This window comes from Streptomyces sp. NPDC102437, assembly GCF_044765565.1.
Lineage (GTDB): Bacteria > Actinomycetota > Actinomycetes > Streptomycetales > Streptomycetaceae > Streptomyces.
In genome coordinates, this window is the sequence record NZ_JBIWKI010000016.1 from 48,225 (window position 1) to 64,306 (window position 16,082).

General features: G+C 69.5%; 13 protein-coding genes and 2 tRNA genes. 5 read left to right on the top strand and 10 right to left on the bottom strand.

Annotated elements, in window-relative coordinates; translation table 11 throughout:
• The first annotated feature begins 1 nt into the window (after position 1).
• Positions 2-1,006, top strand: a complete 1,005-nt coding sequence (locus ACIRJP_RS21510) for a hypothetical protein (protein ID WP_404176380.1) — start codon at positions 2-4, stop codon at positions 1,004-1,006.
• Positions 1,007-1,071: 65 nt separating this feature from the next.
• On the opposite strand, the gene clpX is transcribed toward ACIRJP_RS21510, so the two are convergent.
• The 5 genes from clpX to ACIRJP_RS21535 all read right to left on the bottom strand — a co-directional run bounded on the left by clpX (position 1,072) and on the right by ACIRJP_RS21535 (position 5,839).
• The gene (clpX, locus tag ACIRJP_RS21515; RefSeq protein ID WP_072483632.1) at positions 1,072-2,370 is read right to left on the bottom strand and encodes an ATP-dependent Clp protease ATP-binding subunit ClpX; all 1,299 of its coding nucleotides are present in this window, start codon (positions 2,368-2,370) and stop codon (positions 1,072-1,074) included.
• A 157-nt stretch (positions 2,371-2,527) separates the two neighbouring features.
• Complete coding sequence (locus ACIRJP_RS21520) at positions 2,528-3,208, bottom strand: ATP-dependent Clp protease proteolytic subunit (RefSeq protein ID WP_404176383.1); 681 nt, start codon at positions 3,206-3,208, stop codon at positions 2,528-2,530.
• A gap of 77 nt (positions 3,209-3,285) precedes the next feature.
• Positions 3,286-3,891 carry an ATP-dependent Clp protease proteolytic subunit gene (locus ACIRJP_RS21525; RefSeq protein ID WP_177328013.1) on the bottom strand — a complete coding sequence of 202 codons (606 nt, stop codon included), beginning with the start codon at positions 3,889-3,891 and terminating at the stop codon, positions 3,286-3,288.
• A gap of 265 nt (positions 3,892-4,156) precedes the next feature.
• The gene (gene tig / locus ACIRJP_RS21530) at positions 4,157-5,551 is read right to left on the bottom strand and encodes a trigger factor (protein WP_404176386.1); all 1,395 of its coding nucleotides are present in this window, start codon (positions 5,549-5,551) and stop codon (positions 4,157-4,159) included.
• A 211-nt stretch (positions 5,552-5,762) separates the two neighbouring features.
• Positions 5,763-5,839 (bottom strand) — tRNA-Pro (locus ACIRJP_RS21535).
• Positions 5,840-6,004: 165 nt separating this feature from the next.
• On the opposite strand from ACIRJP_RS21535, the gene ACIRJP_RS21540 reads away from it, so the two are divergent.
• A tRNA-Gly gene (locus ACIRJP_RS21540) sits at positions 6,005-6,078 on the top strand.
• A gap of 106 nt (positions 6,079-6,184) precedes the next feature.
• On the opposite strand, the gene ACIRJP_RS21545 is transcribed toward ACIRJP_RS21540, so the two are convergent.
• The gene (locus ACIRJP_RS21545; protein WP_266733056.1) at positions 6,185-6,379 is read right to left on the bottom strand and encodes a hypothetical protein; all 195 of its coding nucleotides are present in this window, start codon (positions 6,377-6,379) and stop codon (positions 6,185-6,187) included.
• Positions 6,380-6,892: 513 nt separating this feature from the next.
• On the opposite strand from ACIRJP_RS21545, the gene ACIRJP_RS21550 reads away from it, so the two are divergent.
• The gene (locus ACIRJP_RS21550; RefSeq protein ID WP_404176389.1) at positions 6,893-8,044 is read left to right on the top strand and encodes an acyltransferase family protein; all 1,152 of its coding nucleotides are present in this window, start codon (positions 6,893-6,895) and stop codon (positions 8,042-8,044) included.
• 108 nt (positions 8,045-8,152) lie between these two features.
• Here the strand turns inward: ACIRJP_RS21550 and ACIRJP_RS21555 are convergent, their stop codons facing one another.
• The 3 genes from ACIRJP_RS21555 to ACIRJP_RS21565 are packed head-to-tail and all read right to left on the bottom strand — an operon-like array spanning position 8,153 to position 11,985.
• Positions 8,153-8,659, bottom strand: a complete 507-nt coding sequence (locus ACIRJP_RS21555; protein WP_404176392.1) for an HD domain-containing protein — start codon at positions 8,657-8,659, stop codon at positions 8,153-8,155.
• Positions 8,660-8,668: 9 nt separating this feature from the next.
• Positions 8,669-11,140, bottom strand: a complete 2,472-nt coding sequence (locus tag ACIRJP_RS21560; protein ID WP_404176395.1) for an FtsX-like permease family protein — start codon at positions 11,138-11,140, stop codon at positions 8,669-8,671.
• Positions 11,140-11,985, bottom strand: coding sequence for an ABC transporter ATP-binding protein (locus ACIRJP_RS21565; protein WP_404176398.1), 846 nt, complete (start codon positions 11,983-11,985; stop codon positions 11,140-11,142). Before ACIRJP_RS21565 ends, ACIRJP_RS21560 begins: the two co-directional genes overlap by 1 nt.
• Before the next feature lie 295 nt (positions 11,986-12,280).
• On the opposite strand from ACIRJP_RS21565, the gene ACIRJP_RS21570 reads away from it, so the two are divergent.
• Entirely contained in the window at positions 12,281-13,474 is a 1,194-nt protein-coding gene (locus ACIRJP_RS21570; protein WP_404176401.1) for a cation:proton antiporter, read from the top strand.
• 123 nt (positions 13,475-13,597) lie between these two features.
• Here ACIRJP_RS21570 and ACIRJP_RS21575 read toward each other — a convergent pair whose 3' ends face one another.
• A complete protein-coding gene (locus tag ACIRJP_RS21575; RefSeq protein ID WP_404176404.1) occupies positions 13,598-14,743 on the bottom strand; it encodes a PP2C family protein-serine/threonine phosphatase in 1,146 nt (381 codons plus the stop codon).
• A 105-nt stretch (positions 14,744-14,848) separates the two neighbouring features.
• Between ACIRJP_RS21575 and ACIRJP_RS21580 the strand changes: the two genes are divergently transcribed.
• Complete coding sequence (locus ACIRJP_RS21580; RefSeq protein WP_404176407.1) at positions 14,849-16,081, top strand: GNAT family N-acetyltransferase; 1,233 nt, start codon at positions 14,849-14,851, stop codon at positions 16,079-16,081.
• Position 16,082 lies beyond the last annotated feature (1 nt).

Genomic DNA, 16,082 nt, shown 5'->3' on the forward strand with positions numbered 1-16,082 from the left:
GATGAGCTACAACCAGCCGGGCCCGTACGGCGGCCAGCAGCCCCAGGGCCAGCCCGGACCCTACGGTGGCCCGCCGCAGGGCCAGCCCGGCCCGTACGGCCAGCAGCCGGGCCCGTACGGCCAGCAGCCCCCGCAGGGCCAGCCCGGTTACGGCTACCCCCAGCAGGCCCCCCAGGGTGTCCCGCCGCAGCAGCAGGGCTACGGCTACCCCCACGCCCAGCAGCCCGGCCCGTACGGCCAGCAGCCCCCCACGCCTCCTTACGGCGGCCAGCAGGCGTACGGCACGATGCCGATGCCCCCGGCCCAGCCGAAGAAGAAGACCGGCCTGATCATCGGTGGCGTGGTCGTGGCGCTGGCGGTCATCGGCGGCGGCGTGTACTTCCTGACGTCGGGGGGCGGCGCGAGCAACAGCGACGTCGCGGACTCCACCAAGGGGTACAAGCTGACGCCCGCCGCGTCGGTGGACGATTACAAGAACGACTCGTCGGGGGGTGCGTCGTCGCCGATGACCGGCGAGAGCAAGACGAAGGCCGAAGGGATGGGGATCAAGAACCCCCAGCAGACGGTGGCTCAGTACAGCGCGGGCACCAAGGAGAACGAGCTCAGCATCAAGGGCCTCACGCTCCAGGGCATCTGGGGCGACGTCACCGACCCCGCGAAGGTCATCGACAACTCGTTCACGAACACCGAGAACGACATGCAGAAGAAGAACAAGGACTTGCAGTACTCCCTCGTCGGAAGCGCCCAGGCCAAGACCCCGTCCGGTTTCAAGGGGGCGCTGATGAAGTGCCAGGACATGAAGGTGACGAACAGCAAGGGTGACGGAACCGCGAAGAACGGGCCGAAGGAGTTCACCATTCCCACCTGCGTCTGGGCCGACTACAGCACGGTCGGTGTGGTGAGCGGGGTCGACGTGGCGCTCTCCATGGCCGGCAAGGGCATGTCCCAGGACGACCTGGCCGCCCTGACCGCCAAGCTCTACAACACGTCCCGCACCAAGGTCTGATCGGACCGCGCATACGGAAAAGGGGCGCCCGGCCGGGCGCCCCTTTTCCGTATGCGTTCGTACCGCTACGCGGACTTCTCGTGCCGCCCGCCGTCGCCCTTGCCGATCGTCCGCGGCTCGCGCGGGACCAGCGTCGGGTTCACGTTGTTGCGGACGACGTCGGCCGTGATGACGACGCGGGCGACGTCCTTGCGGGACGGCACCTCGTACATCACCGACTGGAGGACCTCCTCCATGATGGCCCGCAGGCCACGCGCTCCGGTGCCGCGCAGGATCGCCTGGTCGGCGATGGCCTCCAGGGCCGGGCGGTCGAAGTCCAGCTCGACGCCGTCGAGTTCGAAGAGCCGCTGGTACTGCTTCACCAGCGCGTTGCGCGGCTCGACGAGGATCTGCAGCAGCGCCTCGCGGTCCAGGTTGTGGACCGAGGTCAGGACGGGCAGCCGGCCGATGAACTCCGGGATCATCCCGAACTTCACCAGATCCTCCGGCATGACCTCCTGGAACTGGTCGCTCGCCTCGATCTCCCGCTTCGAACGGATCGTCGCGCCGAAGCCGATGCCCTTGGCACCCGCCCGGGACTCGATGATCCGCTCCAGGCCGGAGAAGGCGCCGCCCACGATGAACAGCACGTTCGTCGTGTCGATCTGGATGAACTCCTGGTGCGGGTGCTTCCGGCCGCCCTGCGGCGGTACGGAGGCGGTGGTGCCCTCCAGGATCTTCAGCAGGGCCTGCTGGACGCCCTCGCCCGAGACATCGCGGGTGATCGACGGGTTCTCGCTCTTGCGGGCGACCTTGTCGATCTCGTCGATGTAGATGATCCCGGTCTCGGCCTTCTTGACGTCGTAGTCCGCGGCCTGGATCAGCTTCAGCAGGATGTTCTCGACGTCCTCGCCGACATAGCCGGCCTCCGTCAGCGCCGTCGCGTCGGCGATGGCGAACGGGACGTTGAGCATGCGGGCCAGCGTCTGCGCGAGCAGCGTCTTGCCGGAGCCCGTGGGGCCCAGCAGCAGGATGTTGGACTTGGCCAGCTCGATGGCGTCGTCGCGGCCCTGCGCGCCGCCGTTCTCGCCCGCCTGGACCCGCTTGTAGTGGTTGTACACAGCGACCGAGAGGGCCTTCTTCGCGGGCTCCTGCCCGACGACGTACCCCTCGAGGAACTCGTAGATCTCGCGCGGCTTGGGGAGTTCCTCCCACCGCACCTCGGAGGTCTCTGCGAGCTCCTCCTCGATGATCTCGTTACAGAGATCGATGCACTCGTCGCAGATGTACACACCGGGTCCCGCGATGAGCTTCTTCACCTGCTTCTGGCTCTTTCCGCAGAACGAGCACTTGAGCAGATCGCCGCCATCACCGATGCGTGCCACGAGGTGCTTCCCCTTCGCCTGGGAGCAGCTTGGTTCAGCGGCTCCTGGTGCCTCTATCCGACGGTACCTTGCCTTGACCCCCGTTCGGGCCCCCCTTGGCACGGTTCACACGGCGGAGACCGGGCGAACATGGTGTGCCAAGGGGTGAAGGCGGACGTCAGGCGGACATGGCCGCCTGCTTGCGGGTCGACACGATCTGGTCGACGAGACCGTAGGCGAGGGCGTCCTCGGCGGTCAGGATCTTGTCGCGCTCGATGTCGTCGCGGATCTTCTCCAGCGGGGTGGTGGAGTGCTTGGCCAGCATCTCCTCCAGCTGGGTGCGCATCCTCAGGATCTCGTTGGCCGCGATCTCCAGGTCGGAGAGCTGCTCACGGCCGGTCTGCGAGGACGGCTGGTGGATCAGCACACGGGCGTTGGGCAACGCCATCCGCTTGCCGGGCGTACCAGCGGCGAGCAGCACGGCCGCGGCGGAGGCCGCCTGGCCCATGCAGACCGTCTGGATGTCCGGCTTCACGAACTGCATCGTGTCGTAGATCGCGGTGAGCGCGGTGAACGAGCCGCCGGGGCTGTTGATGTAGATCGAGATGTCCCGGTCCGGGTCCATCGACTCCAGGCACAGCAGCTGCGCCATGACGTCGTTGGCGGAGGCGTCGTCGATCTGCACGCCGAGGAAGATCACGCGCTCCTCGAAGAGCTTCGCGTACGGGTCGTACTCACGCACGCCCTGCGAGGTGCGCTCCACGAAGCGCGGCACGATGTAGCGGTTGTCCACCTGCGGGCCGGTGTAGAGGCCGCTCGCGGAGGCGCCGGGGAAGTTGTTCATGTGGGTGTTCACCATCCTGGTGGCGTTCTGTGGCTGGGTGTCTCGGCGTACGAGAGGTGCGCGGGGCGGTGGAGCCGGATCCGGTGACCGGATCAGGCGCCGGTGCCGCCGCCGCCCGGAACGCCCGATGCGATCGTGATGATCTCGTCGATGAGGCCGTACTCCTTGGCCTCCTCCGCGGTGTACCAGCGGTCGCGGTCGCCGTCGCGGATGATCGTCTCGACGGTCTGGCCGGAGTGACGGGCGGTGATCTCCGCCATCCGCTGCTTGGTGCGCAGCAGGTACTGGGCCTGGATCTTGATGTCCGAGGCCGTGCCGCCGATGCCGGCCGAACCCTGGTGCATGAGGATGTCGGTGTTCGGGAGCGCGAAGCGCTTGCCCGCGGTGCCGCCGGTGAGCAGGAACTGGCCCATCGAGGCCGCCATGCCCATTCCGATGGTGACGACGTCGTTCGGGATGTACTGCATGGTGTCGTAGACCGCCATGCCGGCCGTCACCGAACCGCCGGGGCTGTTGATGTAGAGGTAGATGTCCTTCTCGGGCTCCGCGGCGAGAAGAAGCAGCTGCGCGGTGATCTTGTTGGCGATCTCATCGTCGACCTGCTGACCGAGGAAGATGATGCGCTCGCCGAGCAGCCGGCTGTAGACCTGGTCACCGAGGCCTCCACCGAGGGACGGCTCTCCGGCGGCGTAGGGCATCAGATTCGTCACGTATCCACCTGCTCGTCTCTGACGGCTCCGGCCGTCTCAGCGTCTTCGTACCGGGTGGGCGGGGACTCCCCTGCCCTTCCTATTCATGGACCCTAACGCGCAGGTAGGACAACGCCATCCCGCTTCCGCAACTGTTCGCTGGGAGCGCAAGCTGCGCAGTCCGCACAAGGGTTGTGGGGCACCGTACGCCATACGGCGACGGGCTCCGGACGCGCATGCGTCCGGAGCCCGTCATTCGGGTTCAGCGCGAGGCTCAGGCCTCGTTCTTCTCCTCGGCGGCCTCGGTGGTGCCCTCGGCGGCCTCGACGATCTCGATGGCCTCCTCCGCCACGTCCTCGTCGTCCTCCAGCTCGACGACCTCACCGTTGGTGTCGACGACCTTGGCGGCCTCGACGACCACGGCCAGCGCCTTGCCGCGGGCGACCTCGCCGACGAGCATCGGCACCTGGCCGCCCTCGACGACGGCCTGGGCGAACTGGTCGGGGCTCATGCCGGAGGAAGCAGCACGCCGCATGAGGTGCTCGGTGAGCTCCTCCTGGTTGACGTTCAGCTTCTCCTTGTTGACGATCTCGTCCAGGATGAACTGGGTCTTGATGCCCTTGATCGCCTGCTCGGAGGTCTCGGCGTCGAACTCCTCGACCGTCTTGCCCTGGATCTCCAGGTACTTGTCGAGGGTCAGACCCATCTGACCCAGCTGGTGGTGCTCCAGGTTGTGCTTGCGGGTCTGGACCTCGTCCGCGAGCAGCTTCTCCGGGATCGGGACCTCGGCGAGCTTGAGCAGCTCGTCCAGGACACGCTCCTGGGCCTGGGTGGCCTGGTCGTACTGCTTGGTGTTCTCCAGGCGCTTGCGGCTGTCCGCCTTCAGCTCGTCCATGGTGTCGAACTCGCTCGCCATCTGGGCGAACTCGTCGTCCAGCTCGGGGAGCTCACGGGCGGCGACAGTGGCGACCTTGACGGTGACCTCGGCCTCCTTGCCCTCGGCGGAGCCACCCTTCAGCTCGGAGGTGAAGGTGGCCTCGCCACCCGCCTCCAGGCCGGTGACGGCGGCGTCGATGCCGTCGAGGAGCTCTCCGGAACCGATGGTGTACGAGACACCCTCGGCCACGCCGTCCTCCAGGACCTCGCCGTCGACCTTGGCCTGCAGGTCGATCGTCACGACGTCGCCCTCGGCGGCGGCGCGCTCGACCGGGTTGGTGGAGGCGAAGCGCTCGCGGAGCTGCTCCACGGCCTTCTCGACGTCCTCGTCGCTGACCTCGAGGGCGTCGACGGTGACCTCGATGCCGGAGTAGTCCGGGATCTCGATCTCGGGGCGTACGTCAACCTCGGCGGTGAAGGCCAGCAGCTCGCCGTCCTTCAGCTCGGTGATGTCGACCTCGGGCTGACCGAGGACGTTGAGCTCACCCTCGTTGACGGCCTCGGTGTAGAACTTCGGGAGGGCGTCGTTGACGGCCTCCTCCAGCACCGCACCGCGGCCGAAGCGCTGGTCGATGACCCGGGCAGGGATCTTGCCCTTGCGGAAGCCCTTCACCGTGACCTGCTGGTTGATCTTCTTGTACGCCGCGTCGAGGCTGTCCTTGAGCTCCTCGAAGGGCACCTCGACAGTGAGCCGAACCCGGGTCGGGTTCAGGGTCTCCACGGCGCTCTTCACGGTTCGGTCTCCTTGTGGCTGACTTCTTGGGGTTCTGCTCCACCGCACTGGAGGCGGCTTCGCGGACCGAGCCCGGTACATCAGACACACGGGCACGCATTTTGCATAGTAACGGCAAGGAGTCGGACTCCCACAATGCGATCTTGCCCGTGGTCTGCGATCTTGCGGGTGGTCCCTGGATGTTGCTCGTGTGGTCCTGAGATCTTGCTGGTGGTCGGGGTGGCCGGATTCGAACCGACGACCTTCCGCTCCCAAAGCGGACGCGCTACCAAGCTGCGCCACACCCCGTCGGTGCGACACGTAGGGTACATGCAGTCAGGCCGTGCATCGGCCACTTTTCGCGGGTGGCACCGGACGCGACACCGGGTGGCCGCAATCGGGTGTGCGGGCAGCCTCCGCGACCCGCTACGATGCTTCACGTGCCGCCGGTCCCCGGATCTGCGGTGCGGCTTTGCGGGCGTAGCTCAATGGTAGAGCCCTAGTCTTCCAAACTAGCTACGCGGGTTCGATTCCCGTCGCCCGCTCCATGCTTGGGCCCGGTCCGGCGAATTCTTCGCCGGACCGGGCCTTTTGCGTTCCGTATGGACTGCGCCGGTCCGCCGCCCGTGCCGGAGCGCGGGCGGCGGACCGGATTCAGAAGGAGATCTGGTTGATGGTCTCCGCTATCGAGTTCATGAACCTGGTGATCGACGGCGCCATGCCGGTCGATGCCAGGAAGAAGCCGAAGAGCGCCGCGACGATCGCCGGCCCGGGCTTGATCGAGCCGCCCCGGATCAGGACCACCAGGATGATCGCCAACATCAGCACCACAGACAGTGAAATGGCCACGACTGATCACACCCTTGGTCGGTCCGCCTTGCCGGCCCGGAGGTGTGCGGCCGAGCACCCTCCGTCCCGTCCATCGTGCCACCAACTCCCCTGTGGTCGCTGCCGGGTGACGGATCGAAGTGGCGGGATCTCGCCATCCTTGCGCCCCCGCGCGCATCCGGGGCGCACGACCGCACGAGGGGTCGCACAGGGCTCCGTCCATGCCCCGCAAGTCCGCGAGCGGTGTTCCGCAACCCTGTGCGCGAGCTGTGAATCACACATTCACAATGGCTTGCGAATGTGACGGTTTCCATATCCGCACACTTCATTCACATGCAATTCTCAGGCTCGGGTGCGATTAAATTCACGCCGCCCAACAGGCTGCCGATATGCACCATTTAAGGTGGATGAATCGGTGCATAGCGGGCGGTTGCCGGTGGTTTCACTTTCGATTGGACAGGAACACAAGGCAGGACCGAGCGATATCCCCGAGCGGTTTTACGAATTGCAATCGGGCCGTCTAAGGTGCATGAGATGTTCCACGCTCCGAACGTATTTCAGAGGGCCCCGCTCCCATCGGCGACCCGGGAGCCGGAGCCCAGACACCGAGGGACGACCGCCACCGCTGCACCCCCCGCACCGGTGGCGAACAAGCCTCCGGCCTCCGCACCGGCGAAGCGGCGTGACGCCTACTTCGACAACGTCAAATATCTGGCCATCGTGCTCGTCGCGGTGGCGCACTCATGGGAACCGGTGATGGACGGCAGCCGGACCGCACGGGCGCTGTACATGGTGGCGTACACCTTCCACATGCCGGCGTTCATCATCGTCTCCGGCTACTTCTCCCGCTCCTTCGACATGTCGGCCGCGAAGGTGAAGCGCCTGGTCACCGGTGTCGCCGTGCCCTATGTGGTGTTCGAGACGGCGTATTCGCTGTTCAAGCGGTACGCGGACGACGCGGCTGATCAGTCGATCAGCCTGATGGACCCCTGGTACCTGACGTGGTTCCTGATCGCGCTGTTCATCTGGCGGATCACCACGCCGCTCTGGCAGGCGCTGCGCCATCCGCTGCCGGTCGCGCTCGTCATCGCCGTGCTCGCCTCCTTCTCCCCGACGATCGGCGACGACCTCGATCTCCAGCGTGTTCTGCAGTTCCTTCCGTTCTTCGTGCTGGGACTGCGGCTGAAGCCCGAGCACTTCGAGCTGGTGCGCCGGCGCGAGGTGCGGATGCTCGCGCTACCGCTGTTCGCAGGGGCCCTGCTGTTCGCGTACTGGGCGGCGCCCCGGATGCAGCTGGGCTGGTTCTACCGCAGCAACAGCGCGCAGGAGATGGGCGCCCCGTGGTGGTCCGGTGCCGTGATGACGCTGGCCATGTTCGGCTGCGCGCTGCTGCTCACCATCGGGTTCCTGGCCTGGGTGCCGCGCCGCCGCATGTGGTTCACGGTGCTCGGCACCGGCACGATCTGCGGCTATCTGCTGCACGGCTTCCTGGTCAAGGGGGCCGGGTACGCCGGGGTGTTCGACGTCTACGACTGGCTCTCGGCCCCCGCCGGGCTGGTGCTCGTCTCGGTGGTCGCGGCCGCCGCGGTCACGCTGATGTGCACGCCACCGGTGCGCCGGGTGCTGCGCCCGGTGACGGAGCCGGACATGGACTGGGCCTTCCGCCGGGCCTCGGCCCGGCTCTGAGCCCGGCCGCTCTCCGGGCCGATCCGGTCTGGAGGCCGATCCGGTCTGGAGGCCGATCCGGTCTGGAGGCCGATCCGGTCTCCGGTCCGGGCCCGGCCGGGAAGTTGATCAGTCCTCCGCCGTGTTGGCTTGAACCGGTTGCTCGGCGGGCGGTTCGCCCGGCGTGAGCCCCAGCAGCGCCCGTACCTGCGCATACTTCTCGGCCAGCCGGGTACGGGTCGCCGGTTCCAGCACGGCGAGGCGGGCCGGGTCCGCGTTGTGCGCCAGGTCGGACTCCTTGATCAGCAGGGCGCCCGGGGTGTCCAGGATGCGCCGGGTGTACGAACGAAGGTCCTCGCCGTCACGTTTGGTGACGGCGAGGACCATGTCCTTGACCTCCTGTGGCAGCGCGGCGGCGGCCAGCCATTCCCCCGACAGTGCGTCGTCCTCGACGGCGTCGTGCAGCCAGGCCGCGGCGATCTGTCCGTCACTGCCGCCTCTGATCCGTACGCCCTCGGCGACCGCGGCGAGATGTTCGGTGTACGGGCGTCCCGCCTTGTCCCGCTGTTCGGCGTGGGCCTCTCGGGCGATCGCCTCGACTTCGGCCAGGGTCAGCTGTGCGCGTGGGGTGGGCATGGCCCGACTCTACGGACGCTCGGTTCTCCCACGCAGGGCGGCCCGGGCCGGGACCGTCATCGCGGCCAGGCCGAGTCCGATGGTCGCGGCGAGGAAGGACCCGTACAACGTCGGCGGGATGTAAGGCGATTCGCCCGTGAGTCCCTTCACCATCGGGACCAGTGTGGCCAGTGCGATGCCGGTACCGATCGCGGCGCCGGCGACCGTGACGAGCAGCGCCTCCCAGCGGATCATGCCCATGACCTGGCGCCGGGTGGAACCGACGAGGCGGAGCATGGTCAGTTCGCGGCGGCGGTCCAGGACGGTCATCACCAGGGTGTTGACCGCGGCGACGGCGGCGAATCCGCCGAGGACCGCGGCCATGGTGGTGTTGGCCCAGGCGTTGATCTCACGGCTCTGGTCCTGAGCGGCGGCGTAGCCGGTCCGGTCGGTGACGGTGCCGAGCGCGGCGAGCTTCTGTGCTGCGGCGGGTGTGGCCCGTACCAGCAGTTCGGAGACGTACGGCGAGGTGACATGGGTGCTGAGGTCTGCGGCGGGCAGTGTGACCAGACCGGTGCCCAGGCCGCGGCCGTAGACGGCGACGATCTTCGGAGTCGCCTTGGTGCCGTCCGGGAGACGCAGGGCCAGCAGGTCGCCCGTGCCGAGCTTCGTGGATCCGGCGAGGGTGGTGTCGATGGCGACGGTGCCAGGGCGCAGGCCGGTCAGCGATCCGGTCCGGACGTCGAGGTCCTGGACCTTGGCGAGGTCGTGGCCGGAGCCGGTGATCCCCTGGGCTGAAGTGCTCTGGAGCGGCCCGTCCCCGGTGGGCACCAGAACGGAACTGCGGAGCAGCCCGACGGCGGTCTTGACGCCGGGTGTGGCGGCGGCCCGCTCGGTCGCGTCGGAGGCGAGTCCGGCCGGGGCGGAGACGATGTGGTCGGCGGTGATGGCGTCGCGCTGCTGGTGTGCGATCACCCGTTCCTCGCTGGTGTGCATGAACACGAGCGTGCAGGAGAAGGCCATGGCCAGCACAATCGGGGTGATCGCGGAGGCCAGGCGGCGCGAGTTCGTCCGGGAGTTGGCGGCGGCCAGCGAGCCCGACGCGCCGGTGGCGCGCAGCGGGAAACCGATGACGGCGGCGCAGATCCGCGCGATCAGCGGGCCGAGCAGGCCGACCGCGAGCATGAAGAACATGACAACGCCGAGTGCGGCGTTCGCCGCGTCCTCGCCGCTCGTGGACGCGGCGACCCCTGCGAAAGCCACGCCGCCGGCGAGGGCGGCGATACCGAGCGGGGTGCGGATCCAGCCGAACGGGGGGCGTTCCACCGCGGACTGGGCGAGAGCCAGCCCCGGCTTGGTCTTCGACGGCCGGCGGGCGGCGAAGTATCCGGCGCCCAGCGCGGTGAGCATCGTGGCTGCCACGGTGACGGTCAGCGGCAGCCAGGACACCCGCAGCGCGACGGCTTCGGGAATGGCGCCCATGTTCTGGAGCTGCCCGAACCACCAGTGGGCCAGGGCGATGCCGGGCAGACAGCCGAGCGCTCCGGCGAGCGGGGCGACGAGCAGGGACTCGGTGGCGATGGTGCGGCGCAACTGGCGCGGGGTGGCGCCGATGGCGCGCAGCAGGGCGAACTCGCGGCTGCGCTGGCCGACGGAGAGGGCGACCGTACCGGCGGCGGTGAAAACGGCGACCATGGTGGCGACGCCGCCGAAGGAGCCGCCGAGGCCGACGAGGCCTTCCTTGGCGCCCGCGAGTTCCGCGTCCTCGGCGGCGCCCCGGCCGTCACCGGTGTGGACCTGGGCCCCGGCGGTGTGGCCGACGGCCTCGCGTACCTGGTCGGCGAGGGTGCCGGTGGGGGTGGAGCGGGCAGCGAGCACGGCGATGGCGTCGACCCTGCCAGGGTGCCCGGAGAGCTGTACGGCCTGCCGGTCGGCGAACCAGACGGTGGCCTCGGTGGCGGTGGTGCCCGCGACACGGAACTCCCGTACGCCCGCGGGGGTGTCGAGGATGATCTCCTCGCCGACCCGGGCATCGGTGCCGGTGGGGACGACGACTTCGCCGGTCCCGGGCGCCTCGCCGGTGAGCAGTCGCGCGCCGGTGAGGGCGGTGGAGCCCCAGCCGTGAGCGGTGAGGAGCGTGTCGTCCTGCCGTACGGAGTAGCTGACGTCCCCGATCGCGGTGGCCGCGCCGGGGGCCGAGGCGGCCTTGCCCACCAGGGATTCGGGGAGCCGCGCGGTGTCCGGTACGGGGGTGGCGGCGTCGTACGCGCCCTCGCCGCTGCCGACCGTCATGTGGACCTGCTGGTCGGCGGAGACCACCACGGGTGCCTTCGCGTAGCGGTCCGCGGGTACCGAGGCGCGCAGGCCGGTCTCCAGCAGGATGCCGCAGGCGGAGACGATCGCCGCGGCCAGCAGGAGCGCGACGAAGGTCCCGACGAACGACGAGGGCTTGAAGCGAACGGCCGCGCGGGCGAGGCCGTTCGGGACGTGCGGGATGAACATCAGGCTGCTGCTCCGGAGTGGGCGGGGACGGTCCGTGCGGTCAGTGCGGCCATCCGGGCGGCGATCCGGCCGGCGTCGGCGCGCGGCAGGCGGTCCACGATCTCGCCGTCGGCGAGGAAGAGCACCTGGTCGGCGTAGGAGGCGGCCGTCGGGTCGTGGGTGACCATGACGACGGTGGCGCCGAGGCCGTCCACCGCGTTGCGCAGCAGGGCGAGGATCTCGGCGGCGGTGGTGGTGTCGAGGGCTCCGGTCGGCTCGTCGGCGAAGATCACATCGGGCCGGGCGACCAGGGCGCGGGCGACGGCGACGCGCTGCTGCTGGCCGCCGGAGAGCTCGCTGGGGCGGCGGTGGCCCTTGTCGCCGAGGCCGACCCTGTCGAGCATCTCGGTGGCTTCGCGGCGGCTGCGGGCGGAGCCGGTGCGCTGTCCGGCCAGGCGCATGGGCAGGACGACGTTCTGCTCGACCGTGAGGGACGGCAGCAGGTTGAAGGCCTGGAAGACGAAGCCGAGGCGGGTGCGGCGCAGTTCGGTGAGCCGGTTCTCGCTCATGCCGGTGATCTCGGTGCCGCCGAGGCGTACGGAGCCCTCGGTGGGGCGGTCGAGCCCGGCCGCGCACTGGAGGAAGGTCGACTTGCCGGAGCCGGAGGGCCCCATGACGGCGGTGAACGTGGCGCGTGGGAGGGCCAGGTCGATGCCCCGCAGCGCGTGGACGACGGATCCGCCCCTGCCGTACTGCCTGCGGACACCGCGCAGTTCGACGGCGAGGTCCGCGGGGACGGGCCCCTGGTGGAAGCCCGCCGGGTACTGACTGTCCTGCGCGCGCTGCCGGGTGCGTCGCAGCCCCATGATGTCCGCCTTCCGTTGCTCGACGGCCGCTTCTTCGACCGTGATTCGAAGCTACGGAACAGGGGTGGGCCGGGAACATGGCGGCTGCTGGCGGATCGGAGGTGGGGAAAACCCCAGGTCCGCTCCGGGGGGGGCGGATCCGGGCAGGTCACGACAGGGCCCCGGGGCCGGTGTGCCCGGAGGGAGCACAGTTGCAAGGTTAATCATTCGGTAAACTAATTACTGACGATTCCTTGACGTTCTCTTGACCTGACGAAGGACTGGGCTCATCGGACACGCAGACACGCTCATCGCCATGGGCGGCGCCTTCCTGGCCGCCGCCGTTCTCGCCCGCGTCGGCAGCCGCATCGGACTGCCGACCATCCCCCTGTTCATCCTCGCCGGAATCCTGCTCGGCCCGCACACCCCCGGGATCGTGCTCGTCGCCGACCCGCACGAGCTGGAGATGCTCTCCGCGCTCGGCCTGGTGCTGCTGCTCTTCTACCTCGGTCTCGAATTCCACCTCGACGACCTCAAGACCGGCGGCCGCAAGATGCTCATCGCGGGCTCCGTCTATCTGGCGCTGAACGTCGGCGCCGGGCTCGCCTTCGGTTTCGTGCTGGGATGGGGCACCTCGGAGGCCCTCGTCCTGGCCGGGGTCATCGGGATCTCGTCGTCCGCCATCGTGACCAAGATCCTGGTCGACACGAAGCGCCTGGCCAGCCCGGAGACCAAGACGATCCTCGGCATCATCGTCGTCGACGACATCTTCCTCGCCCTCTATCTCGCCGCCCTGCAACCGATCCTGTCGCGCTCGGACAGCCTCGCCGCCGCGGTGCTCGACGGGGGCAAGGCTTTCGGCTTCCTGCTGCTGCTCGCGCTCACCGCCCGGTTCGGCACGAAGCTCGTCAGCAAGCTGATCCACACCTCGGACGACGAACTGCTCGTCATCTCCTTCCTCGGCGCCGCCGTGTTCGTGGCGGGGGTCTCCGAGTGGTTCGGGGTCGCGGACGCGATCGGCGCCTTCATGGTGGGTCTGATGCTCGGCAGCACGACGTCGGGCGGGCGCATCCTCAAGCTGGTCCACCCGCTGCGCGACGCCTTCGGGGCGATCTTCTTCTTCGCCTTCGGACTCTCCATCAACCCCGGCGATCTGCCGGGAGTGATGTGGCCGGTGCTTGCCGCCGTCGTGCTGACCGTGGCGATGAACATCCTCTCCGGCATGGTCTCCGCACGGGTCTACGGCTTCGGCCCGCAGGCCGCGGCGAACATCTCCACCACCCTGACGGCCCGCGGCGAATTCGCGCTGATCCTCGCCACGATGGCGGCCGGCGCCGGGTTGGACGAGCGGCTCCCGCCGTTCATCGCCGGGTACGTGCTCGTCCTCGCGGTCCTCTCCCCGCTGGCGGCCGGGCGCTCGCACTGGCTGGCCCGCATCCTGCCGGGCGGGCGGGGCCAGGACGGAAACAGCGGTGACAGCGAGGCCGGGAAGCTCTCGGTCCCGGCCTGAGCCGGGCCTCATCGGCGTCCGGGTACGGGGAGACGAAGCTCGTCGGCCCCCGTGCCCGGAGGCGCCGGTGCCGCGCGGCTCAGGACCTGCACGCAAAGGGCCTGCGCGGCCAGGACCAGCTGTTCAGGACCTGCGCGACAGCAGCAGCAGCGCCCGGTCGTCGTTGACGTCCTTGGCGCACGCCTCGATCAGGTGCCAGGCCGCGCCCTCGAACCCGGTGGCGACATAGCGGTCGGCCTCGCCGGTCAGCCGGTCGATGCCCTCCGCGAGATCGCGGTCGGACGCCTCGACCAGGCCGTCCGTGAACAGCATCAGTACGTCGCCGGGGGCCAGCGAGCCCTTCACGGCGTCGAACTGCGCCCCGTCGTACACCCCCAGCAGCGGCCCCTCGGCCGCCATTTCCTCCCACTGGCCGCTGCCCGAGTGGAGTTGGAGAGCGGGCGGGTGACCGGCCGACAGGAGTTCGTAGTCGCCCGATTCGAGGTCCAGGACCAGATGGATCGAGGTGGCGAACCCCTCGTCCCAGTCCTGGCGCAGCAGATAGCCGTTGGCCGCCGGCAGGAAGCCGTGCGGGGGCAGCGAGCCGAGCAGCCCGCCGAAGGCCCCGGACAGCAGGAGGGCGCGGGAGCCCGCGTCCATGCCCTTGCCGGAGACATCGGTGAGCACGGCCTCCAGGGTCCGTCCGCCGTTGGTCCGGGCGGCGACCACGAAGTCCCCGGAGAAGGACTGCCCGCCCGCCGGGCGCAGCGCCATCTCCCGGTGCCAGCCCTGCGGCAGCCGGGGCAGCGCGCTCTGTACCCGGATGCGTTCGCGCAGGTCGAAGAGCATGGTGCCGCCGCGCCGCCACGGCACCCCGACCCTGGCCCGGAACTGGGCGAGGACCAGCCCGAAGAAGCCGCAGGCCGCGACCACCAGGACGATGCCGGGGGTCACCCGGGCCGGGCCGTCGCCGTACGGCCCCAGTGCGAGCGACTCCACGATCAGGGCCGTGGCGGCGGTCGCGTACAGGCCGAGCAGGCTGGCCGGGCGCAGCAGCAGGCCACCCGCGACGATCGGCAGGACGAGTGCGGCCGGTGAGCACCACACGGCGTTGAACAGGGTGGCGCAGGTGATGGCCGGAATGGTGAGCAGCAGACCGGCCAGCGCGATCCAGTCCGAGCCGTCGCCGCGGAAGTAGTCGACCCCGGACTTGCGCAGCGCGATGCGTGCCCGGTGCGCCGATTTCCGCAATCGGGCCGGGTACGTGTCTGCTCCTGCGCGACGGGCCATTGCGGGGACCCTATCTACCCGGCCGCCCGAGGTGCAGGGGGACCCCGTGACAATGCGTTCGAAATCGGGTCGCCCCGCGCCCCTGCCCCCTGGTAGGCATGGCCCATGACTACTGAGCTTCGCGTACTGCGTCCGTCCGAATGGAACCAATGGTTCGGGTGTCTGGAGCTGGCGTTCGGCGGGGACGGGGAGGCTCCCGAGGAGCGCGAGCTGTTCGAGCAGCTGACCGAGCACGAGCGGTCGCTCGGCATCTGGGACGGTGACGACGTGGTCGGCACGGCGGGTGCGTTCAGCTTCCGGGTCGCGGTGCCGGGCGGGGCGCTGGTGCCCGCCGCCGCGATCACGATGGTGAGCGTCGCCGCCACGCACCGCCGTCGCGGGCTGCTGACCTCGATGATGCGCCGGCAACTGGACGACATCCGCGCGCTGGGCGAGCCGATCGCCGTCCTGACGGCCTCGGAGCCGGTGATCTACGGCCGCTTCGGCTATGGCGCCGCCTCGCGGCAGATGTCGCTGACGATCGAGAAGGACCGGATCCGGCTGGACGTGCCGCCGGGCACGGACGAGGTGCGGCTGCGCCACGCGAAGCCGGACGAGGCGATGGCGGCGTGCGAGAGCGTGTACGAGCGGCTGGTCTCCGGCCGTCCCGGCGTCCCGGTCCACGGGCCCGGCTGGGAGCGCAAGCCGATGGTCGACCCGGTCTCCAGCCGGCAGGGCTCCTCGGCGCAGCAGTGCGTGCTGGCCGAGCGGGACGGAGAGATCGTCGGCAATGTGACGTACCACATGAAGCCGGAGTGGGAGCCGGCCGGCCCCAAGGGCACCGTCGTGGTCAACGACCTGGCCGCCCTGGACCCGGCGGCGTACGCGGCGCTGTGGCGGTTCGTCTTCGACATCGACCTGATGACGACGATCGTGGCCCGCAACCGGCCGGTCGACGACGCGGTGCTCCACCTGGTGTCGGACGTGCGGCGGTGCAACGTCCGGGTCCGCGATTCGCTCCACGTGCGCATTGTGGAGCTGGGGGCGGCGCTGGAGGCCCGGTCGTACCGGGGCCCGCTGGACGTGGTGTTCGAGGTGGAGGACGCGTTCTGCCCGTGGAACGCGGGGCGTTGGCGGCTCACGGCCGACGCGAAGGGCGCCGCGACGTGCCGGCGGACCGAGGACGCGGCCGATCTGGCGCTCTCGGTACGGGAGTTGGGCTCGGCGTATCTGGGCGGCGAGTCGCTGAGCTCGCTGGGGCTGGCCGGGCGGGTAAGGGAGCTGCGGGCGGGCGCGCTGGCGGAGGCGTCGGCCGCGTTCCTGTCGGACACGGCGCCGTGGCTGCCGCGGGGGTTCTAGG